Here is a 21,268-nt window from a genome sequence, read left to right on the forward strand (position 1 = left end):
CCCCTCCTGTCGCGTTGGCCTTCACAGTATTTTGAAGTTGCTGCCACCGATGGCGTGATTAACCGCCGCTGCTTCCACCGCTGGATCTTGCAATACCTGGCCGGCAAACTGCCCGCGGATACCGTCGATCCAGGCTTTCGCCCGGGGGGTCAGTTGGAAGTCGTCGTCCATCAGGCGCCCGCGAGTGATCAGTATGCCAAGGTCGGCGCCTTCGTAGCGGAAGTCACCCACGCCGCTGATGCGCATGAAGAAGGCTTCCTGCTCGCTCTCAGCCGCGTGCGGATGGTAGCTGTAGTGGTCGTAACCAATGCTGCCGTCTTCCGACATGCGCCATACCCCGGACTGGGGCGCCTGGGTCAGCAGGTCGACCGACTCATCGGTGTGCTTGATAACAAGCTGGCTCCAGCTGTCGATGCTGTCCGGCTGCGACCAGCGATCATTGATTTCTTCGACGTTGATGTCGAAGTCCTGGTCGGAAAACTCCAACAGATGGAACAGGAACAAAGGAACATCTGAATGGGCGAACGCCGCGACGTTGGTCAGTGAACTGGCGCCGGTAACCCGCGGATTCAATTCACCCAGGTAGACTTGGTCCGTATCCGTATCGATCAGGAAATCGAGTTCAAAATAGCCGCGGTAACCCTCTTCGCGCAGAGCCTCGCCAAATTTGTGCGTATACTCCCGGGCTTTGTCCTGGACTTCCTGAGTAAAGGCGCCCGCGAACATCTCGTTACCGCACCAGCCGCCTTTATAGGGCGTCAGCGCCTTGAATCCGACCAGTTCGGTCATCAGCGGCCCCACGACGGTGCCGCAACGGGTGCTACAAGCCTCGATTGCAGAGCCCCGGCAATTGATCCGCTTCATGATCTTCACTTCGGATTCGGCTTCAATTTCCTCTGCGTACTTGTAATACTCATCTTCATTAGAGACAAAAAAAGTGGTGTGGCCCGAGTCACCGAAGGCCGACTGGATAACCAGATCGGTACCAAGTTCCGCGCTGACTTCCTGCAAATGGGCGTAACTGTCCACCTTGGCCAGAACGTTCGGCACGCTCGGAACGCCGGCTTTGTTGCCGATCCGCACGGTCGCGATCTTGTTGTCCATCCGTGAGCGTAATTCGGCCGGCGGGAAGGCAATGCGCAGACCCACCTGGTCGCAGATTTCTTCGGTATGTTCGTTGAACATAAGGAAGGCCGCCGTGCCCTTTCCTCCCCGGGACTGCAAGTAGTCGATAACTTCCTTGTGCTCCAGAAGATAATTATTGATATCTTCGATGCTTTCGAAATCCCGGGGGAACTTCTCCTTGGGCACAAAGATATTCTTTTGTCGGCCGTCAAAGCAGTCTATGTAGGTAATGTGCCGGAAGTTGCCGACCCAGTCACCGATGCCCAGCAGGTTGAAGTTGGTTGCCGAGATAAAGTACACCGGCTCTTTATTATTGTGAAAATAACGACGGATATCAGAAATGCTTGTTATTTTTTCCATTCCTTTCACTCCTTTAGTAGAACGTTCTTGCACAACGTCTTCGGGCACCACCTTAGCGTTCCGAAAAGGAACGTCTTTCGCGGCTTTGGGATCACCTGCGACAGAGCTCTCCCCGGGCTCGGGCGTGGCCGGCGCCTGATCGTTGTGCTCACTCGGCAGTAACCAGTGTGCGATCATTTTTCGTAATCGGTCAAACAGATGTCGGGACATTGGCTTCTCCGCTACTGTGGCGCCGGGCTTACGGCTTTTTATTGATTAGTAGACCTCATTCCTAACGGGCTTGGCCAGCGGCCCCAGCGTGTCGAGGAATGGGCTGGATCGGTTTTCATTGCTGTAGAGGGAAAAGTCTACGCTGCGATCCCGGAAACTTTTCAACGGCTGGCCCAACCCGCCGTGAAGGCCGCGCTCACGCTCGCGGCGAACGCGATTGAAATCCACCTCCACTGGCACGATCTCCTCGCCCACACCGCATTGGTGAATCACATCACCTGAGGGGCCCACCACAATCGAACGACCGTTACCCATTGCGCCAGCGCCGTTAAAGTCAAAGAAATAACACTGATTGATAGCCGCGTTGGTGCGCGCAATGGACAGTTCGAGATCACGATCAACGGTATCGGTCATTGTTGGGTGCAAGATAACTTCAGCGCCCATCGATGCGAGCGTTCTGGTGGTTTCGGGAAACCACATGTCGTAGCAGATGGACACCCCGAATCGACCCACGTCCGGCACGTCAAAAACCGCAAACTCGTTGCCGCCTTCAACGCCCTGCTCGTGGGGCAGGAATGGGAACATCTTGCGATAGCGACACACCACGACCCCTTGGGGGTTTATAACCGACAGTGTGTTGTAGATCTTGTCGCCGTCACGTTCGAACATTGAACCCGGAATCAGCCAGATGCCGTGCTGTACCGCAAGCTCGCAGAACATGGTTTCCATTGCGCTGGGGAACGGCTGCGCATGTTGAGTGGAGGCGCCATTGGCCACCAATTCACTGAACATCACCATCTGCACCTGAGGAAACCGCGCCATCATAATGTTGATGCGCTGGCGCATGGCTTCGGTATTGTCGCCGTGATGCGGGGCGTGCATCTGCACACCGGCTATTGTGAAATAAGACATCGCGTTCCTTCATTTAGCGATACGACTTTAGCGACACTTTTGGCGGCGCTTCGAATCGGGCCGAGCCCGGACGAACCCAGAAATTTGGCTCGAAGCCCCGTGTAGCTGGATTAAGTCAATGGATTGGATAACGTTTTCTTACCGCAACTCTCGGCAAATCTGCCTTGGATATGCTTGAGAATGTGACTAATACAAGCTTATGTCAAATACCGGAGTCTGTCGAAAAGCAATTTGGACGGTTGTCCCAGACGCAAAAAAGGCAGACCAGTAAATTACTGATCTGCCTTTCTTTTATATGGTAGCGGGGGCAGGATTCGAACCTACGACCTTCGGGTTATGAGCCCGACGAGCTACCAGACTGCTCCACCCCGCATCAAACTGGTTGGCGACCTCTTGATCACCGAGGCGCGCATAGTACGGTGACCAACCGGGCCTGTCAAAGACTATTCCAATTTTCGGGCAACTTATCGCTCAACAATAGCCGTTACGCCCTGGCCGCCTGCCGCGCAGATTGAAATCAAGCCTCGGCCACGCCCTTTTTCCTCAAGCAGTTTGGCCAGAGTGGCAACAATGCGGCCGCCGGTTGCGGCGAATGGGTGGCCGGTGGCAAGGCTACTGCCTTTCACGTTCAGTTTCTCGCGATCAATGCTGCCCAGGGGTTTGTTCAGGCCCAGCTTGTCTTTACAGAAAGCCGGGTCTTCCCAGGCTTTGAGCGTGCACAGAACCTGCGCCGCAAACGCTTCGTGAATTTCATAAAAATCGAAATCCTGTAGCGTAAGCCCTGCCTTCTCCAGAAGTCGCGGCACAGCGTAAGCCGGAGCCATCAACAGCCCTTCTTTTTTATCAACAAAATCAACCGCCGCCACCTCAGAGAACGTCAGCCAGGCTTTAACTTCGACGTTGTTGGCTGTTGCCCACGCTTCGCTGGCCAAAAGCACGCAGGAGGCACCATCGGTCAAGGCCGTGCTGTTGGCAGCCGTGAGAGTACCGTGCTCACGATCAAAAACCGGCTTCAGCGTTGCCAGTTTTTCCAGCGTGGTGTCGGGACGCAGGACATTGTCCTTTTCAAGCCCCGCCAGCGGCGTCATCAGGTCGTTAAAGAAACCATCCTCGTAGGCTTGTGCAAGCTTCTTATGGCTTTCCCAAGCCAACAGATCCTGCTCGTCCCGGGGGATAGACCATTCATCAGCGGTGATCTGCGCGTGCTCTCCCATCGAGAGTCCCGTGCGGGGTTCGCCGTTCTGTGGCAGTTGTGGCTTGAGATCGCTGAGGCGAAAACGGCTGAGAATTTTCAACCTGTCCACGGTGGTCTTGGCCCGGTTCAGGTCAAGAAGGATCTCCCGCAATCCTTCACTCACGCCAATCGGAGCATCCGATGTTGTATCCGCACCGCCCGCAATGCCGCATTCAATCTGGCCCAGAGCAATTTTGTTAGCCACCAGAATGGCCGCCTCCAACCCGGTGCCGCAAGCCTGCTGAATATCGTAGGCTGGAGTTTCAGGCGCCAGACCGCAACTCATAGCGGCTTCGCGGGTCAGGTTGAAGTCGCTGGAATGCTTGATCACGGCACCGGCAACCACTTCACCCAAGCGTTGCCCCTGAAGGCCGAAGCGATCTACCAGCCCTCGCAGCGCAGCAATCAACAACTCCTGATTGCCGATCTTGCGGTAGGCCGTATTGGAGCGGGCAAACGGAATCCGATTGCCACCAATAATGGCCACGGGGCGAATACCCTGGGTGCGTTTTCCAGACACTTTCGGGGCGGCGGGTTTCTTCTGGTTGGACTTCTGAGCCTGTGCCATGATGATATCCTTTCTCTATTATACGTTTCAGGTAAGCGAGGGCTTGATGGATGGCGGTCCAGCGCTATCCAACATGCTCCACACATCTTAGCAACGCAAGGGCGAAACCATGTCTGACATCTATTTGAAACTTGTCAATACACCGATGGGTAAAGCCACCGCACAAACGCTGGGACTGCCCTCGCCCGTGCCGCTTAAGAGACGCAAGCGCGCGGACCAGCCGTTCATTGAGGGTAACGTACTCGTGGGCGCAGGCAACGGCGGCAAAGCGATCGCGACCATTGGCAGCGTTCTCAGCGCCAGTGCTGCGACGCTTTATCATGCCAGTGGTAAAGCAACTCTGGAAGATTCATCAAAAGCCGGAAACAAAGCTCAAACGCTGGATCTAGCCTCAGGTACAGACACCAAATTCTCAGCTCTGGTATTTGATGCGACAGGTTTGAAAACCCCGGGCGATCTTCGCGCTCTGTACGATTTTTTCCACCCCACGATTAAAAACCTCGGCGCTAACGCGCGCGTTGTGATCATCGGCCAAAACCCGGCAACCTGTCGCAAAGCGCCCCAGGCAGCCGCACAACAGGCGCTGGAAGGCTTCATGAGAAGTGTCGGCAAGGAGATTGGCAAAAAAGGTGCAACGGCGAACCTGCTCTGGATAGCGCCCAATGCAGAAAAACAGCTCGAATCCAGCCTTCGTTTCTTCCTTTCTGCCCGGTCAGCGTATGTTTCAGGCCAGTTTGTACGCATCGGTAAAACCACCAGCGCGCCGACCACAAATCCGGTTGCGCCGCTTGCCGGAAAGGTAGCGCTGGTAACCGGTGCTTCACGGGGCATTGGTGCGTCAATCGCGGAAACTCTGGCGCGGGATGGCGCAACGGTCATAGGGCTGGACATTGAACCGGCCATGGACGATCTCGAGAACGTGATGCGCGCTATTAAAGGCAAAGCATTTGCCTGCGACATAACCAGCCAGGACGCGCCGGCAAAAATCGCAGACTATATAGGAAAGCACTTTAGCGGGGTGGACCTGGTCATTCACAACGCAGGCATCACCCGTGACAAAACCCTGGGCAACATGCCCGAACATTTCTGGGATATGACCATCGCGGTGAATCTGACGGCGGAAGAAACCATTAACGATGAGCTCATGAGCCGGGAGTTGCTTCATCAAGACGGTCGCATTGTTTGCATCTCGTCCATCAGCGGCATCGCTGGCAACTTCGGGCAGACCAACTATTCTGCGGCCAAATCCGGTGTCATCGGCTATGTGGAAGCCATGGCAAAGCAGGTGAAGAACGGCATTACCATTAACGCCGTCGCCCCGGGCTTTATTGAAACCCGAATGACGGCCGCCATGCCCCTGACGCTGCGCGAGGCCGGGCGACGCATGAACAGCCTCTCGCAAGGTGGGCAGCCTGTGGACGTTGCAGAAACCATTGCCTGGTATTGCAGCCCCGCTTCCAGCGGCGTTAACGGGAACGTTGTGCGCGTGTGTGGGCAGTCACTGATCGGCAGGTAATAAAAAAGGGCAAGTCCAATGGACCTGCCCTTTTTCGAATCTGGTGGGTGGTACTGGGATCGAACCAGTGACCCTCGCCTTGTAAGGGCGATGCTCTCCCAGCTGAGCTAACCACCCAGGGAAAAAATGGCGGAGCGGACGGGACTCGAACCCGCGACCCCCGGCGTGACAGGCCGGTATTCTAACCAACTGAACTACCGCTCCGCATCGATTCGGCATTAAGCCTGAACCGCGCACCGAACTCAACTGCCCGATGCCTGCCTTGAAAGAAAATGGTGGGTGGTACTGGGATCGAACCAGTGACCCTCGCCTTGTAAGGGCGATGCTCTCCCAGCTGAGCTAACCACCCGCTCCGGGATCTTTCAAAAGCACCACTTGAATCTGCGAATGCCGCCTGCGTACAGACATCATTGCTCGACTAAGTGAGAGGCGCATTTTAAGCATTTGCCCGGCGGTGTCAAATCTTTTTCAGGAAATCCGTTACCGGCCCGAAACCTGACTACGAAGCTGATTAACCTCCTCTGACAAACGCACGAGTCGCGATGTAAGCTGAGCCCTGGACGAGTCAATTGCATCCACATTCCTCTTCAGCGCAGCCAGCTCATTTGTGACGGCATTATCACGCCCGCCTCCGGAGAGGTCCCCGAGTTTCTTTTCAAGCGCCGACAAGCGCCCCTCTATTCCGCTGATACCGAGTTTTTGTTCCTGCTCAAAACGCCGCACCTGGCGCTCAACCACCTGATCCACGTTTGCCACCTGCTTACCCAGGGACGTCAATTGGTCCGTTGCCTGCCGGTTTGCGCCTTCCAGAGCCGACACCGATGTCCGGGTCTGTTTTGTTAGCGAGGCCACATCGGCCGCCAAAGACGTCCTGACCTTCTCAACCGTCGTGCTTACATCCGCCAGCGCTTTCTTGCTGTCTGCAAGACCGGCCTCTGATGCTGCAATCCGCTCCTGATGATCATCCAGTCGCTTCTTGTTACGCTCATTGGCGACAACCCACAGCTTACGGATTTCGCTATCCGCGTCATCAAGCTGCTTTTTATGGGAGACCATCTGATCAGACAGCGACGCTCCCCGCTCCTGAAGATTCTCACCCGTTTCCGACAGATCGCCCTCAAACCTCGCCAAGGCCAATTTGCTCTGACGCGCCCAGTAATCCGCCTCCTCCAACTGCCCCTCAAGCATCTGAATCCGCTGATTCTGGGAGTACCACCCCACAACAGCGGCAACCCCCACCACGATGACCAGCAACCACAACATGCCCAGACTCGATCCGCCACCACCTCCACGGTTATCGCTTGTGCCGCCCTTGGCCGGTTTCGGTGGCCTGGGCTTTCCACCTGCGCGCTCGGCTACCGGTGCCGGTTTCCTCTGAACTGGCGCCTTTTTCTCCGATGCCCCAAAAGGCCGATCGGCTCTCAGTTCATCGTCATCTGGACGGATGGGTTCCATTACAGCTCCTGAATAGGGACGGTTCAATTAATTGGCATTGATAATACATGCAGTTGTTCACAGGTTGAAATCTCGACGCGCCACCGTGTAAAGCACCAAAATACCCACCTTGCATGGTCGTTAGCCAAAACATACAATGTCTGGCTTTCCAATTATCACAGGACTGTTGCGTATGCAGCCGCTTGTAGGACTTATCATGGGCTCCAGATCTGACTGGCCCACCATGGAACACGCCGCCAACATGCTCGAAAAACTCGGCGTTGCCTATGAAACCAAGGTCGTCTCGGCCCACCGCACACCGGATCTGCTTTTCGACTACGCAAAAACCGCCTCCGACCGCGGCCTCAAAGTCATCATTGCAGGCGCCGGCGGCGCAGCCCACCTACCCGGCATGATTGCATCCCAGACATCGTTACCAGTGCTGGGCGTGCCCGTTCAGTCCAAAACGCTCAACGGCCTCGACTCGCTGCTCTCTATCGTACAAATGCCCGGCGGCATCGCCGTAGGCACCCTGGCGATTGGCAACGCCGGCGCCACCAACGCGGGTTTACTTGCGGCCCAGATTATTGGCACCTTTGATGAGCGTGCCCGCAAAGCGGTCGATGACTTCAGGGCAACGCAAACCCAGGCGATTATGGACAACCCTGATCCGAAAGATCAGTAAGCTACTTCCCAGCAGGAGACCGCACATGAGAATTGGTGTACTAGGCGCCGGCCAGTTGGGGAGAATGCTTGCCCTTGCCGGATATCCCTTGGCCAAAACCTTTGTTTTCTACGATATGTCAGGCAGCCCCAGCGCCGGATTGGGCGAAGTGATTATTGATCGCGAAGGCAGGTATCTGGACGATTTTTTATCTCGTGTTGATCGCGTCACCTACGAATTTGAACACCTTCCTGTAGAGATTGCTCAGAAGCTGGCAAAAGAAAAGCCGGTTCACCCATGCCCCCGGGCACTGCAGGTTTGCCAGAACCGCGAAGCCGAGAAAACACTGTTTGGAGAGCTTGGAATTCCCACGCCACGGTGGAAAGTGGCAGACAGCGCCGAATCCCTGAAAGCCGCAGCCCAAAGCCTGGGTTGCCCGGTCGTTGCCAAATCCAACACCGAAGGCTACGACGGCAAAGGCCAGGCCGTGCTGAAAAGCCCGGAAGATGCGGATGCGGCCTGGGATTCTATCGGGCACCCCAAATTGATGGTTGAGAAGTTTGTTGAATTCAGCCGCGAAGTTTCAATTATCGCCGTACGCGGCGAAGACGGCCAGCTAGCCTTCTACCCCATCTCTGAAAACGTGCACCATGACGGCATATTGCGCTACGCAATCGCGCCGGCGCCGAGACTGGAAAAACACGTTCAGGAAGACGCAGAGCTCTACATTAAAGCCCTGCTTAACGAACTCGATTATGTGGGCGTACTTGCACTTGAATTGTTTGAAACCGCAGACGGGTTGGTGGCAAACGAAATGGCACCCAGGGTTCATAACTCCGGGCACTGGACGATCGAAGGCGCAATGACCAGCCAGTTTGAAAACCACATCCGGGCTGTCAGCGGCCATTCGCTGGGCAATGTCGCAGCCCGGGGACTGAGCTGTATGATCAATATCGTTGCAGAACACGGCGATATCGAGCGCCTGCTGGAACTGCCATACGCTCATGTGCATCTTTATAACAAGAAGGAACGACCAGGCCGAAAGCTTGGTCACGTGAACGTGTTGGCGGACAGCTACGCCGAACTGGTGTGGCGAGTCAAAAACTGCGTGCAGTTCCTGCCCGGCTGCCCCGAATTCAACAGCTCGCTAAACGTGAACCGCGAGCGCTGAATTGCCATACGGGGTTGATATTGCTCAAACCGGCCCTATATTTAGGCAGTGACATTCAATAAAACAGAGAGAATCAGGGAGAACGACCTCATGGCTTTTGAACTTCCGGCATTACCGTACGAAAAGAACGCACTGGAACCACACATTTCGGCTGAAACCCTCGAATATCATTATGGCAAGCACCACAACACCTACGTAACCAAGCTCAACAGCGCGGTTGAAGGTACGGACAACGCCAACAAGTCGCTCGAAGACATCATCAAAAGCGCAAGTGGGCCGTTGTTTAACAACGCAGCCCAAGTATGGAACCACACTTTCTACTGGCATTGCCTGAGCCCGAATGGCGGCGGTGAGCCCAAAGGCGCCGCAAAAGAAGCCATTGAGAAAGCGTTTGGCTCCTTCGAAGACTTCAAGAAAGAGTTTAACGATAAGGCCGCCAACAACTTCGGCTCGGGCTGGACTTGGCTCGTGAAGAAATCCGATGGCAGCGTTGCCATTGCCAACACCAGCAATGCGGAAACACCGCTGACGGGTGCTGACAAGCCAGTGTTGACCGTTGATGTGTGGGAGCACGCGTATTACATCGATTACCGCAACTCTCGCCCGAACTATCTGGAAGCCTTCTGGAACTTGGTCAACTGGGATTTCGTGAACGAAAACCTGGCCTGAACAGTCTGATGTGCTTTGCAGACTCAGCCGATCACGGCTAAGTGAAAAACGCCCGCTAAACGCGGGCGTTTTTTGTGGCTACTCATAAAACTTACAAATTGAAACGTCAGTATTCTCCAGTATTTGAGACTATCATGATTACATCATGCAGCTTATTTAACCCGAACCATAATCCGCGCTCTGAACGATGTGTTATGTTGATTCGCTGACACGTGTCTGCTAGCAGAATATGGACGTCTGATGAACAGCTTGAAAACGGGTCTGAATGCAAAAAACCTTTGAGGTTGAAAACCGCCTTGGCTACCGAATCCTTCGATGGATAATTGCGGTTGCACTGGTCAGCGGTGTAATTGTCAGTGCCATACAGGTGGTACTCGATGCTTATCGCGTATCCAATGACCTGAACAATCAGGCCAACCAGACCATTGCCATCGTTAAGGATGCGGCCACCCAGGCCGTGTTCAGCATAGACGCAGACCTGGCAAAACAGGTGGTGGACGGACTGTTTGCCCGGGAAGCCGTTCATCTGGTCCAGATTCTTCACACCAACGGCGATCCCCTGAGCAGCCGCGAGCGCCCCTTGAGCGACAGTGCACTCCGGCCGTTGATCAACTGGATTTTCGACCCTGAGCGCAAGTTCCGCACAGAGTTAGTCCGCAGCAACGGTTCCGGTACCGTGTACGGTTTTTTGGTTGTTCGCTACGACACCGCGCCGGCAGCCCACATGTGGCTTGGCCGTGCCATTGTTACTTTCATTTCGGGCATTGCCTCAGCGGTTATTCTCGGCATGGTTTTGTTCTTTGTTTTTTACATGCTGCTGACTCGCCCGTTATTGCGCATCGTGCACTCTGTAAAACAGGTCGACCCAGCACACCCGGACGACCGGCTGGTTGACACGCCCGCAGGCCACGAAAAAGACGAACTGGGGCTTTGGGTGGGCGCCACCAATACTCTGCTTATCGCCATTGGTGAAAGCCAGACGCGCCACCGTGACGCCGAAGACAAGGTTAACCGGCTCGCCCGCTACGATCAGTTGACCGGGCTACTTAGCCGGGACAGTTTTATGGAACTGTTGAAGGCCGACATTGAAGAGTCGAAACGCAATAATTCGTTGTTGTCGGTAACCGTTTGCGGCATCGATGACTTCAAATCCATCAACGATCAATGCGGTTTCCACACTGGAGATCTCACCCTGCAAATTGTGGCAGACCGACTCATAAACTATCTGAGCGGTTCGCGCTTTACCATTGCCCGGCTTGGGAGCGACCAATTTGTTGTTGTTGAGAAAGCACTCAAAGATGGTTTCCAGGCGGCAGACACAGCAGAAGCTATTCTGGCGGGAATCAGCGAGAACATGGGAATGGAAGGCCTGAACATTTCCACCACCGCAACGTTGGGCATTGCACTCTACCCATCCGACGCTATCCAACCGGACAGGCTGCTCCAGAGCGCCGAGCAAACCATGATGCTGGCCAAGCAGAAAGGCCGGGATCACTTCCAGTTTTATGTCGCAAGCATCGATCAGGAAATACGCGACCGCAAACAGTTGGAGAAAGATCTTTCCCAGGCTCTGACTCTTAACCAGTTCTATCTGGTGTACCAGCCTCAGATAAACCTGGAAACAAAACGGGTTATCGGAGCCGAGGCGCTTCTACGCTGGGACCATCCCGTGCGCGGCCTGGTGCCGCCGGACTACTTTATTCCGGTCGCGGAAAACAACGGCTCCATTGTAGAAATCGGTCAGTGGGTAATGGATCAGGCTTGCCTGCAGGCAAAACTCTGGGCCGATAAAGGCCTGTACCTGCGCATTGCGGTAAACCTGTCTGCCGTACAGCTACGCCAGGAGCGCATTGTCGATGACATTCTCAACACGCTGAAGCGCCATGACATTCCCGCTGGCCGCCTGGAACTGGAAGTCACGGAGACCAGTTTTATGACGAACCTTTCGGATGCGGTCGCCAAACTGCACGCATTGAACCGTGCCGGCATCAGCATTGCCGTGGACGATTTTGGCACCGGCTATTCATCTCTTACATACCTCAAAAAAATGCCGGTACAGCACCTGAAAATTGACAAGCAATTTATACGGGATCTTCTGATTAACGAAGAGGATACCCAAATTGCCAACACCATTATCGACCTTGGCAAAAGTCTCAACCTTACGGTGGTTGCAGAGGGCGTGGAAACAGCAGAGCAGGAGTACTACCTCAGCCAGCGGGGGTGCAAGCTGGCACAGGGGTATTTCTTCAGCAAACCTGTGCGCCCTTCGGATTTTGAGACATTTGTTCAGGGATTCCACCAGAAAATCGTAGAAAATAACGCCTGATCCACTGTCCGGATTCATTACCTGTGAGGAGTTGCCATGGGCACTACCATTATCGGCCTGATCGTTATTGCCATCGTGGCAATCTATCTGGTTTTCATCTACAACCGCCTGGTGTCTCTGCGTAACCAGTTCAAAAACGGTTTTGCACAGATTGATGTCCAGCTCCAGCGCAGGCACGATCTTATTCCCAACCTGGTCGAAGCGGCGAAGGCCTACCTGGTGCATGAGAAATCAACCTTGACTCAGGTTATGGAAGCCAGAAACAACGCCGTCAGCGCCCAGAAAGATGCGGCCAAAGATCCCGGAGACGGTACCAAAATCCAGCGCCTTGGCGGAGCCGAGAATCTGCTCACCAAAGCCCTGGCCAACTTTTACGCGGTGGCAGAGAACTACCCGGACCTGAAAGCCAATGAAACCATCCAGCAATTGATGGAAGAGCTGTCAAGCACCGAGAACCGGGTGTCCTTTGCCCGTCAGGCCTATAACGACGCTGTGATGACTTACAACATCTTCCGCGAACAGTTCCCCAACAACGTGATTGCCGGCATGTTTGCGTTCAAGGAAACTGCTCAGCTAGAGCTTGAGTCTCCCGAGGCCCGTCAAGTGCCCAAGGTGGCCTTCTGAGGCGCTGACGCATGGCTCATCCGGGTTTTTTCCAGCGCCAGGCGAGCGCCCGACGAAACACCAGCCTGCTGGTGTTTCTCTTTCTCACTGCCGTAGTGCTTATCACGCTCGCGGTGTGCCTGGTGGGTTATTTCACAACCCGCAGCGAAACCTCCGGTCAACCTTTCCAGTACTGGCTGGTGTCCAGCCACGGGCTGATCACCGCCGCAACGGTGGTTGTCCTTATAGGTATGGGCTCGCTCATACGCTGGGTAGATCTTGCGGGCGGTGGGAGCCGCGTGGCAAAAATGGTGGGCGCACGACCCATTGACCCGGACACCCGCGACGGCGATGAGCGCAAGCTACGCAATATTGTTGAAGAAATGGCCATTGCCAGCGGCGTACCCGTGCCCGAACTGTACATCATGGATAACGAGACCGGCATCAACGCATTTGTTGCCGGTTACACCCCGGGCTCTGCCGTTATGGTTGTCACCCATGGCGCAATCACCCAACTAACCCGCGACGAACTCCAAGGGGTTGTCGGCCACGAATTCAGCCATATCTTCAACGGAGACATGCGCCTGAACGTGCGCCTGATTGCCCTGCTTTCCGGTATTTTGATGATTGGCCAAATCGGCAGTTTTCTGCTTCACGCATCGTTTTACAGCGGTGGGCGAACAACCGCGCGCAACCGCGACGGGCGAGCTCAGGCCTTGATGGGGTTTCTGGGTATCGCATTGTTTGTTATTGGCTACGTAGGCGTGTTTTTCGGGCGCCTGATTCAAGCCGCCGTGTCGCGCCAGCGGGAAACCCTTGCCGATGCATCGTCAGTTCAGTTTACCCGCAACCCGGACGGGATTGGCGGCGCCCTGTTCAAAATCGGACTGCGAAGCAGCTATCTTGATACCACCGGCCATGCCAATGACATGAACCATATGTGCTTCGGGGAAAGCGCACGTATGAAGTTTACCGCGTTGCTCGCCTCCCACCCCCCCATTGAACAACGTATCAACGCGATTCAACCGGGGCTTTTGGCTCGCCTGAAAAGCCGCCTCCGGGATACTGAACCCGGCGATGACCTGCGTTCGGCAACCGCCGGGCCGCGGCCGGCAGGCACCTCAGGCTTTGCTGGGAGCTCATCCATACAAACGCTTTCCGAGAGCGTGGGCACGATAAGCTCAAAGGGCGAAGATTTTGCCATTCATCTGCTGCAGCGCTTGCCGTCAACGTTTCGCAATTTGCTCTACACACGAGCCGGCGCCATTCAACTGTGCTACGCCATGCTCATCAGCGAACTGGCCGAACACACACAAGCTGAACGCCTCGGGTTACTGCGCAATCATTCGTTGTTCGGCGCGCAACCGGACCTCCTCGCCAAACTCCTTCCGACACTTCAGGGCCTTGGGGAGGCTGTGCGCTTTCCTGCCCTGGAACTCGCCATGCCAGCGCTGCGCAAACTGGACCCGGACGAGCGCGCGGAACTGGCTGAAAATGTACGGCTGCTGGTGGATGCCGACAACCGGGTTACGTTGTTTGAACTGGCTCTGACCAGCTTCCTCTCCCGCCACCTGGGCGCCGAGGCGGGCCGGGTAACGCCCGTGCGCTACCGTCGTTATAACGCAGTGATGCCGGCACTGCAGAGGCTCTTGAGCCTGATGGCAAGAGCGGGCGCGCGTGACAACCGCGATGCAGGCGCGTTGTACCTTGAGGCCATAGCGGGCTTCGCCAACCGCGGGAACCACGATTTCCCGATACTGGCCAAGGTTACGATGCGAGAGTTACAAGAAACGCTGACGGCGCTGAATGGGCTTTCACCCCTGCTGAAGCCCGCTGTTATAGATGCCTGCGGGCATTGCATTACCTACGATAGCGTTATTGACGTGCGGGAATACGAACTGATGCGGCTCGTGGCGGACCAGCTCGATTGCCCGATGCCGCCGATGACCGTTTGAAAAAATGCGTTGATATTATTCCAACAGCCTACTTTGCCCCGTGTTAAACAAAACGTCGATATCCGGATTTGTGTTCATCTCCGGCAAGCCAAGCTTATCGCGAATATCAAGATTGACGTTCCACAGTTTGTTGAACTTCTCAGACGTCGCCGCAATCGCATCACCCTTACCCAGAATGATCTTCGGGCGAAGGAACACCAGCAGATTACGCTTTATCCGACGCTCGGACTCCGACGAGAACAAACGGCCAAGGTAGGGAATGTCTCCCAGAAAAGGCACCTTGCTCGTGTTTACCTGGTAATCCTCACGGGTAAGACCGCCCAGTACGATGGTTTCGCCATCGTCCGCCAGCACGGTGGTTTTGATTTCACGCTTGTTGGTCACGATATCAGATGCATCTTCAATGCTGTCAGCAACGCTTTCCGTGGTCTGTTCCACAACCAGCCTTACAAGACCGTCTGCGCTGATGGTCGGGGTCACCTTCAAGGTAAGGCCAATATCACGGCGCTCGATCGTGGTAAACGGATTGGTTAAGCCGTCTCCGGCAACGCTCGACTGCCCGGTTCGGAACGGCACGTTCTGGCCCACAATAATTTCCGATTCCTGGTTATCCAGGGTAATGATGCTCGGTGTTGAAAGCAGGTTAGCTGCAGCTGAGGTGGAGAGTGCCTGCAATAGAACACCCCAACTCACGCCGTTTTTATTTCGCTGCCCGGCGCCTATCGTAATACCCCCTGCCGCCGGGGCAATGGCAGACCCACTCAGAATGGCACCGAGAACGTCGCCCAAGCTGCGACCGACGTTACCAAAGTTTGTTCCTATTATTGGCGATGAGCCTCCGGACTCATCGCCCGCGGCCAACTGAACGCCGAGATCCTGGCCAATCTCATCGCTTATTTCCACGATAGCGGCTTCAATCAACACCTGGGCACGACGCACATCGAGCGCCGCAACAATCTGTTCGGCCTCCTGCATCAACGAGGGCTCACCGCGAATCACCAAGGCGTTCAATCCTTCGTCTGCAAACACCGCAAACTGGCCCTGAGGCTTCTTGCTGGTGCCACCAGCGGCCGTGCCCCCACCAATTTCTTTGGCAAGCTCACCCATCACACCTTTGAGGATCTCGGTCAGATTTTTGGCATCAGCGTGTTTGAGGCGGATAATCTTGGTTGCGCCGCCGCTGGCGGAGGGCTGATCAAGTTGCACAATCAGCCCGCGCATCTTGTCCCGGAAGGATTGGTCGCCCCGGAGAATAAGCCGGTTGCTGCGCTCATCTGCCGTCACACTGTATTTTCTGGCGGCGTTGTCGTTGCCAGAGCGGCCTAACTCGTCAGGCGCCAACTCCTGCAAAAGAACCACCATATCGCCAACCCAGGCTTCCTTGAGTTTGATCACTTCTACTTCGTATTTAGGGGGCTTGTCCAGATCCCGGACAATCTGCTCGATGCGCTGAATATTTGATGAGTGGTCGCTGATGATTAACGCATTCGCGGCTGCAACACCTGCCAAATGACCATACTTTGCCACCAGGGGCCGGAGTATAGGCACCAGCTCCAGCGCGTTAGCGTTGTCAACCTGGATAACCCGGGTAATGAGCTGTTCAGAGGGAATGGTGGAGAAGCGGCCAAGGGATTCAGCCGACTGTTTTGCGTCTACCTGCTGAACTATCTTTATGATTTCTTCGCCGGGAATGGCGGTAAACCCGTGAACATTCAACACCGCAAGAAACAGATCGTAAATTTCGTTCTTGTCCATCGGAGCACTGGAAAGCACGGTGACCTTACCTTTCACCCTGGGATCCACTACAAAGCTATAACCCGTGATGTCCGCCACCTGGGTAACAAAGGCACGAATATCAGCGTCTTTCAGATTCAACCTCCAGGTTTCCTCCTGGGCGTGCGCCATCGACATCAAAGGCAAAAGAACAAGCAGAGCCAGGGCTCGCAGAAAGTTAGTCTTGTAGTTATACATCTGGCGATTTCTTCCTGTATCGATGAACCCGGTCAGCGCCACTGCTCGGGTATGGCATAGCTTATGGTAAAGATAGACCCGTCACGTTCAATTTCTATATCCAGACTGGCCTGGCCGCGCCAACTTTCCAGCAGCGATCTGTCCTGTTGCACATCGCCCAGGCGCTGGCCATTGATGGCCGTAATCACGTCTCCGGCTTTCAGATTCACCGCGTTCAGCATGGCGCTGGAGCCGTCGTATACGTAGCCCGAACCGCCGCTGGCATCAACGGGGCTGAGACCATAGGGCGTGAGCGCAGCCGCGCCGGCGCTGTCCAATTGTTGTCTGGCGTTCTCAAGAAACACATCCGGCGATGATTCTGCCGGCTCCTGAGCCACCTCTGCAACCATTGTTGAAATATCGTCTTCTTCAAAGGTCAGTGACTCGTAACGGCCACTGCGGCGAATCAGTATGCGCCCCGGTTCCACCTCTGCCAACTCGGCGTTACCCGGCAACAAATCGCCAACCCGGTACCACGCGGTTTCACCGTTGCTTCCGGCCACTATAGCACCTGAGCTTGCCGCACGCTGTCCTACCAGAACACCTTCAAGCTTAAGCCGCAGCCCGGTTTCCGGGGCAGATTGTTTCACCGCCTCCGCGACCTTCCCCTGCGTTTCGGGCCGGCCAAAGAACTCATAGTTGGCCAACGGATAACCACCAGAACTCCCGAACGCCGGCGAACCGGATGAACCCGCAGCCGGTGCAACCGCAACCGGTTTGTCCTTCCAGGCAAAAAGCCAGGTTGCGTTCGCCAGAAAAATACCCAAATAGATAACCAATCCGACAAGCAACAGGTTAGCGACCGCTCTGGCAATTCGGTGCTGGGCACCGGCAGCCGGCATGGAAATCATCAACGCGCCCCAGGCAGCAGTGGCTGCTTCACGCGGAACACCACATCATCAGGACTGGCGGAATCTGGCCAGGGCTGCCCGGCAAGATCAATCATGCGTTTGTATACCCGCAGCTCCATCATGCCATTCCAGAGAATACTGGCCTGTGCCGCAGGCCCGTTGCCTGCCTGCTCCGCAACAACCAGGGCGACACCGCCCTCTGTGGTGTCCATATTTGCCCGCATGGGCGGAAACTGTGCTTGCCCTGTCTGATTGCCCATGGGCCAGCTCACAGTGCCCCCAGCCCATCGGGCGATGCCATCGGCGCGCACAACACGATCGTCTGCCCACTCCAGCTCTAGGCGATCAATGCTCACATCACCTTCAATCATTGCACCTCCGCTGCGCCGGATCAGATCGTCAAACTCCGCCACCATGATATTGCCACGGGCGTTCAGGCGAGCGTTTGCGGGCCACCCCAAGACAAGGTCACCGGAAACATTCGACCGCAGCGATTCGACCGACACCTGCGCAGGCTGCTCCAGAGTGGTAATAGAAGGCCAGCCGAGTTGCCAATCAACACGAACGGGAAAACCGGCCACCACAATGCCGGCCGCACCATCCCATACCTTGCCCGCGACCTGCTGCACCTGAACCTGGGGTGGAAGAGCAATGTGCGGCGAAGCCTGCTGCCAAACCCAGCCAGCGGGAATAAAAACAACCAGTGCACCGAGATAGACAAGCACCCCGAGCAACACAAGCAGCAATACCTTGGCGGGGCGAAGAAAAGGTTTGGAATCAGCGTCACTCATTCGGTTGCACACAGACAGTTGACCGGTAGCCGAGTCTAGCAAACGCGTTAGCCAAGTACATGACAAAAAAACAAAAAAACCCCGCGCCAGTGTGAACCAGCGCGGGGTTTTTAAGAGTATGGCCGGCGTTACATCATGCCGCCCATGCCTCCCATACCGCCCATGCCACCCATATCTGGCATACCGCCGGCTTTGCCGTCATCCGGCTCATCCGCAATCATCGCCTCAGTGGTGATGATCAAAGAGGCTACAGACGCCGCCGCTTGCAGCGCAGAACGGGTAACTTTAGCCGGATCCAGGATGCCCATCTCCAGCATGTCACCGTATTCTTCGGTAGCAGCGTTGTAACCGAAGGCGCCATCGCCGGCACGTACCTTGGCAACAACAACCGAAGACTCACCGCCAGCGTTGGCAACGATCTGGCGCAGAGGTGATTCCATTGCCCGGCGCAGGATGTTGACACCCGCTCTTTGCTCTTCGTTGAGCACATCCACGTTATCCAGCGCCGCGATAACCCGAATCAGGGTTACACCGCCACCCGGTACAATGCCTTCTTCAACGGCCGCACGGGTAGAGTGCAGTGCGTCTTCAACGCGGGCCTTCTTCTCTTTCATTTCCACTTCAGAACCAGCGCCTACTTTGATGACGGCAACGCCGCCAGCCAGTTTAGCTACACGCTCTTGAAGCTTCTCTTTATCGTAATCCGAGGAGCTGTCTTCAATCTGCTTACGCACCTGCTCAACGCGGGCTTCGATATCAGCCTGTGCACCAGCACCGTCAATAATGGTGGTGTTTTCCTTGGTCAGGTTTACGCGCTTGGCGGTACCCAGGTCATCCAGAGTGGTGTTCTCGAGGCTCAAGCCAACTTCTTCTGAAATCACCGTGCCGCCGGTCAGAATCGCGATGTCCTGCAACATTTCCTTGCGACGATCACCAAAACCAGGCGCCTTAACAGCAGCTACTTTCACAATGCCACGCATGTTGTTCACAACCAGAGTCGCCAGAGCTTCGCCTTCAATATCTTCAGCGATGATCATCAGCGGCTTACCTGATTTGGCAACGGCTTCCAGCACCGGCAAAAGTTCGCGAATGTTGGAGATCTTCTTGTCGACCAGCAACATGTACGGGTCATCCAGTTCAACAGACATGTTGTCCTGGTTGTTGATGAAGTAAGGAGACAGGAAGCCACGGTCGAACTGCATGCCTTCAACCACGTCCAGCTCGTCTTCCAGGCCACGGCCTTCCTCAACCGTAATAACACCTTCTTTGCCGACTTTCCCCATTGCATCAGCGATAAGCTGACCGATTGTCTCGTCGCCGTTGGCGGAGATGGTGCCTACCTGAGCAATGTTGCGGCTGTCGTCGCAAGGCTTGGCCATTTCGCGAATGGCTTTAACGGCTTCTGCCGTCGCTTTGTCGATGCCGCGTTTCAGATCCATCGGGTTCATGCCGGCAGTGACTGCCTTTACGCCCTCATTAACGATGGACTGCGCCAGAACCGTCGCTGTGGTGGTACCGTCACCCGCGGTGTCGTTGGTTTGGGAAGCAACTTCCTTCACCATTTGAGCGCCCATGTTCTCGAACTTGTCTTTCAGTTCGATTTCTTTGGCAACCGATACACCATCTTTGGTGATCGACGGCGCGCCGAAAGACTTCTCCAGAACCACGTTACGGCCTTTGGGGCCGAGAGTTACCCTGACGGCGTCCGCCAGGATGTTAACACCTGCTACCATGCGCTTGCGGGCGCTATCACCGAACTTGACTTCTTTTGCTGACATGTCTTCTATTCCTGTTCGTTAAACCGAATTCGTTGAATCAATCGGATAAATGACTGTTCGTGCGAATGGCTTCCGCGATCACTCAAGCACGCCGTAAATGTCGCTTTCGCTCATGATGAGCAGCTCTTCGCCGTCGATTTTCACTGTGTTGCCGGCATACTGGCCAAACACCACGGTGTCACCCGCTTTCACTGCCAACGCGCGAGTCTCTCCATTGTCGAGGATGCGACCGTTACCAACGGCAATAACCTCACCCTGGGAGGGCTTCTCTTTAGCGTTACCTGGCAGCACGATGCCACCGGCGGTTTTCTCTTCTTCTTCCTTACGGCGTACAACGACACGATCGTGTAGCGGACGAATCTTCATTGCTCGGCTTCTCCAATAGTCAGATTAATGTGGCAATGACATTTGCTGTTGTGGCCGGACTGTTGTTGCAGTCCGACAAAATTGCCTGGCCGTTAACCTGCTGTTTCCAGCCGGTATCAGCCTACGGCGAACTTGTGAGATGTATGTGGGGCTGCCACTGGGGTTTTCAACACCCGACACCATAAATTTTTTACTTTTTATCTAGGCGATCGTGGGTGGTTTTCGTTTCATCCCGATACTCACCCTCGATAATATCGCCGTTGTCATCCCTGTCGAACGGACTCCGGCGACCGAAGGGATCGCCACCCGCCCCTGCACGAAAGTTAAACCCGCTGTTTCCGCCAGAAACCACCATTTTCTTCATTGCCAGCGCGGCCAGCCAGTGGCGCGTAAAAGGAATCAGGCAAACAAATCCAAAGGCATCGGTAATAAACCCGGGGGTCAGCAGCAGCACACCGCCAACCGCGAGAATCAGCCCTTCTGCAACCTCCTTGGCGGGCAACTCGCCGCTGTTCAGGCGCTGATTGGCTTTCAGCAGTGTTGCCAAACCCTGTTGGCGAAGCAACCAGGCACCCGCAACCGCCGTTAACAGCACGATTCCGATGGTGTTGAACACACCAATCACGCCGCCTACCTGAATAAGCACCGCCATTTCGGCGATCGGAATGATAATAAACACAAACAGTAATATGGGCATCAGGCCCTCGCGATCAGGACGTGTTCAT

The 21,268-nt window shown here is 55.3% G+C and carries 17 protein-coding genes and 4 tRNA genes; 7 read left to right on the forward strand and 14 right to left on the reverse strand.

Annotated elements, in window-relative coordinates; translation table 11 throughout:
* Positions 1–21 precede the first annotated feature (21 nt).
* From ENI00_RS18200 to ENI00_RS18215, 4 genes are all read right to left on the reverse strand, one after another.
* On the reverse strand, positions 22–1,695 hold the full coding sequence (locus ENI00_RS18200; protein WP_304105616.1) for a biotin carboxylase: 1,674 nt from the start codon (positions 1,693–1,695) through the stop codon (positions 22–24).
* 45 nt (positions 1,696–1,740) lie between these two features.
* On the reverse strand, positions 1,741–2,607 hold the full coding sequence (locus ENI00_RS18205; protein ID WP_304105619.1) for a carbon-nitrogen hydrolase family protein: 867 nt from the start codon (positions 2,605–2,607) through the stop codon (positions 1,741–1,743).
* 296 nt (positions 2,608–2,903) lie between these two features.
* A tRNA-Met gene (locus ENI00_RS18210) sits at positions 2,904–2,980 on the reverse strand.
* Positions 2,981–3,071: 91 nt separating this feature from the next.
* Complete coding sequence (locus ENI00_RS18215) at positions 3,072–4,409, reverse strand: acetyl-CoA C-acetyltransferase (protein WP_304105622.1); 1,338 nt, start codon at positions 4,407–4,409, stop codon at positions 3,072–3,074.
* 109 nt (positions 4,410–4,518) lie between these two features.
* Between ENI00_RS18215 and ENI00_RS18220 the strand changes: the two genes are divergently transcribed.
* Positions 4,519–5,925 carry a 3-oxoacyl-ACP reductase gene (locus tag ENI00_RS18220; RefSeq protein ID WP_304105625.1) on the forward strand — a complete coding sequence of 469 codons (1,407 nt, stop codon included), beginning with the start codon at positions 4,519–4,521 and terminating at the stop codon, positions 5,923–5,925.
* A gap of 41 nt (positions 5,926–5,966) precedes the next feature.
* On the opposite strand, the gene ENI00_RS18225 is transcribed toward ENI00_RS18220, so the two are convergent.
* From ENI00_RS18225 to ENI00_RS18240, 4 genes are all read right to left on the reverse strand, one after another.
* Positions 5,967–6,042: transfer RNA gene (locus tag ENI00_RS18225), tRNA-Val, on the reverse strand.
* A gap of 10 nt (positions 6,043–6,052) precedes the next feature.
* Positions 6,053–6,129 (reverse strand) — tRNA-Asp (locus tag ENI00_RS18230).
* A 69-nt stretch (positions 6,130–6,198) separates the two neighbouring features.
* Positions 6,199–6,274, reverse strand: a tRNA-Val gene (locus tag ENI00_RS18235).
* A 131-nt stretch (positions 6,275–6,405) separates the two neighbouring features.
* Positions 6,406–7,380 (reverse strand): hypothetical protein, encoded by a 975-nt coding sequence (locus ENI00_RS18240; protein WP_304105628.1) that lies wholly within the window; start codon positions 7,378–7,380, stop codon positions 6,406–6,408.
* 172 nt (positions 7,381–7,552) lie between these two features.
* Between ENI00_RS18240 and purE the strand changes: the two genes are divergently transcribed.
* The 6 genes from purE to ENI00_RS18270 all read left to right on the forward strand — a co-directional run bounded on the left by purE (position 7,553) and on the right by ENI00_RS18270 (position 14,747).
* Positions 7,553–8,044 carry a 5-(carboxyamino)imidazole ribonucleotide mutase gene (purE, locus tag ENI00_RS18245; protein ID WP_304105631.1) on the forward strand — a complete coding sequence of 164 codons (492 nt, stop codon included), beginning with the start codon at positions 7,553–7,555 and terminating at the stop codon, positions 8,042–8,044.
* Between the two features lie 25 nt (positions 8,045–8,069).
* The gene (locus tag ENI00_RS18250; protein WP_304105634.1) at positions 8,070–9,194 is read left to right on the forward strand and encodes a 5-(carboxyamino)imidazole ribonucleotide synthase; all 1,125 of its coding nucleotides are present in this window, start codon (positions 8,070–8,072) and stop codon (positions 9,192–9,194) included.
* Positions 9,195–9,284: 90 nt separating this feature from the next.
* A complete protein-coding gene (gene sodB / locus ENI00_RS18255; protein WP_304105638.1) occupies positions 9,285–9,863 on the forward strand; it encodes a superoxide dismutase [Fe] in 579 nt (192 codons plus the stop codon).
* A gap of 265 nt (positions 9,864–10,128) precedes the next feature.
* Positions 10,129–12,189, forward strand: a complete 2,061-nt coding sequence (locus ENI00_RS18260; protein WP_304105640.1) for a putative bifunctional diguanylate cyclase/phosphodiesterase — start codon at positions 10,129–10,131, stop codon at positions 12,187–12,189.
* A gap of 36 nt (positions 12,190–12,225) precedes the next feature.
* Complete coding sequence (locus ENI00_RS18265; protein ID WP_304105645.1) at positions 12,226–12,813, forward strand: LemA family protein; 588 nt, start codon at positions 12,226–12,228, stop codon at positions 12,811–12,813.
* 11 nt (positions 12,814–12,824) lie between these two features.
* Complete coding sequence (locus tag ENI00_RS18270) at positions 12,825–14,747, forward strand: M48 family metallopeptidase (protein ID WP_304105647.1); 1,923 nt, start codon at positions 12,825–12,827, stop codon at positions 14,745–14,747.
* A gap of 15 nt (positions 14,748–14,762) precedes the next feature.
* On the opposite strand, the gene gspD is transcribed toward ENI00_RS18270, so the two are convergent.
* The 6 genes from gspD to ENI00_RS18300 all read right to left on the reverse strand — a co-directional run bounded on the left by gspD (position 14,763) and on the right by ENI00_RS18300 (position 21,240).
* Complete coding sequence (gene gspD / locus ENI00_RS18275; RefSeq protein ID WP_304105650.1) at positions 14,763–16,718, reverse strand: type II secretion system secretin GspD; 1,956 nt, start codon at positions 16,716–16,718, stop codon at positions 14,763–14,765.
* A 32-nt stretch (positions 16,719–16,750) separates the two neighbouring features.
* The gene (locus tag ENI00_RS18280) at positions 16,751–17,608 is read right to left on the reverse strand and encodes a type II secretion system protein N (RefSeq protein WP_304105653.1); all 858 of its coding nucleotides are present in this window, start codon (positions 17,606–17,608) and stop codon (positions 16,751–16,753) included.
* Positions 17,608–18,399 carry a type II secretion system protein N gene (gene gspN / locus ENI00_RS18285; protein ID WP_304105656.1) on the reverse strand — a complete coding sequence of 264 codons (792 nt, stop codon included), beginning with the start codon at positions 18,397–18,399 and terminating at the stop codon, positions 17,608–17,610. The genes ENI00_RS18280 and gspN overlap by 1 nt, the downstream gene beginning before the upstream one ends.
* Before the next feature lie 128 nt (positions 18,400–18,527).
* A complete protein-coding gene (groL, locus tag ENI00_RS18290; RefSeq protein WP_304105659.1) occupies positions 18,528–20,177 on the reverse strand; it encodes a chaperonin GroEL in 1,650 nt (549 codons plus the stop codon).
* A gap of 78 nt (positions 20,178–20,255) precedes the next feature.
* On the reverse strand, positions 20,256–20,543 hold the full coding sequence (gene groES, locus ENI00_RS18295) for a co-chaperone GroES (RefSeq protein ID WP_304105664.1): 288 nt from the start codon (positions 20,541–20,543) through the stop codon (positions 20,256–20,258).
* A gap of 190 nt (positions 20,544–20,733) precedes the next feature.
* The gene (locus ENI00_RS18300) at positions 20,734–21,240 is read right to left on the reverse strand and encodes an FxsA family protein (RefSeq protein WP_304105666.1); all 507 of its coding nucleotides are present in this window, start codon (positions 21,238–21,240) and stop codon (positions 20,734–20,736) included.
* Between the last annotated feature and the right edge of the window lie 28 nt (positions 21,241–21,268).

It is taken from the genome of Marinobacter antarcticus (genome assembly GCF_011049865.1).
Lineage (GTDB): Bacteria > Pseudomonadota > Gammaproteobacteria > Pseudomonadales > Oleiphilaceae > Marinobacter > Marinobacter antarcticus_A.

Excerpts from the sequence above, each read along its gene's own strand:
- ENI00_RS18200 (WP_304105616.1), bottom strand. The coding sequence starts at position 1,695 with ATGTCCCGACATCTGTTTGACCGATTACGAAAAATGATCGCACACTGG.
- ENI00_RS18205 (WP_304105619.1), bottom strand. The coding sequence starts at position 2,607 with ATGTCTTATTTCACAATAGCCGGTGTGCAGATGCACGCCCCGCATCAC.
- ENI00_RS18215 (WP_304105622.1), bottom strand. The coding sequence starts at position 4,409 with ATGGCACAGGCTCAGAAGTCCAACCAGAAGAAACCCGCCGCCCCGAAA.
- ENI00_RS18220 (WP_304105625.1), top strand. The coding sequence starts at position 4,519 with ATGTCTGACATCTATTTGAAACTTGTCAATACACCGATGGGTAAAGCC.
- ENI00_RS18240 (WP_304105628.1), bottom strand. The coding sequence starts at position 7,380 with ATGGAACCCATCCGTCCAGATGACGATGAACTGAGAGCCGATCGGCCT.
- purE (WP_304105631.1), top strand. The coding sequence starts at position 7,553 with ATGCAGCCGCTTGTAGGACTTATCATGGGCTCCAGATCTGACTGGCCC.
- ENI00_RS18250 (WP_304105634.1), top strand. The coding sequence starts at position 8,070 with ATGAGAATTGGTGTACTAGGCGCCGGCCAGTTGGGGAGAATGCTTGCC.
- sodB (WP_304105638.1), top strand. The coding sequence starts at position 9,285 with ATGGCTTTTGAACTTCCGGCATTACCGTACGAAAAGAACGCACTGGAA.
- ENI00_RS18260 (WP_304105640.1), top strand. The coding sequence starts at position 10,129 with ATGCAAAAAACCTTTGAGGTTGAAAACCGCCTTGGCTACCGAATCCTT.
- ENI00_RS18265 (WP_304105645.1), top strand. The coding sequence starts at position 12,226 with ATGGGCACTACCATTATCGGCCTGATCGTTATTGCCATCGTGGCAATC.
- ENI00_RS18270 (WP_304105647.1), top strand. The coding sequence starts at position 12,825 with ATGGCTCATCCGGGTTTTTTCCAGCGCCAGGCGAGCGCCCGACGAAAC.
- gspD (WP_304105650.1), bottom strand. The coding sequence starts at position 16,718 with ATGTATAACTACAAGACTAACTTTCTGCGAGCCCTGGCTCTGCTTGTT.
- ENI00_RS18280 (WP_304105653.1), bottom strand. The coding sequence starts at position 17,608 with ATGATTTCCATGCCGGCTGCCGGTGCCCAGCACCGAATTGCCAGAGCG.
- gspN (WP_304105656.1), bottom strand. The coding sequence starts at position 18,399 with ATGAGTGACGCTGATTCCAAACCTTTTCTTCGCCCCGCCAAGGTATTG.
- groL (WP_304105659.1), bottom strand. The coding sequence starts at position 20,177 with ATGTCAGCAAAAGAAGTCAAGTTCGGTGATAGCGCCCGCAAGCGCATG.
- groES (WP_304105664.1), bottom strand. The coding sequence starts at position 20,543 with ATGAAGATTCGTCCGCTACACGATCGTGTCGTTGTACGCCGTAAGGAA.
- ENI00_RS18300 (WP_304105666.1), bottom strand. The coding sequence starts at position 21,240 with ATGCCCATATTACTGTTTGTGTTTATTATCATTCCGATCGCCGAAATG.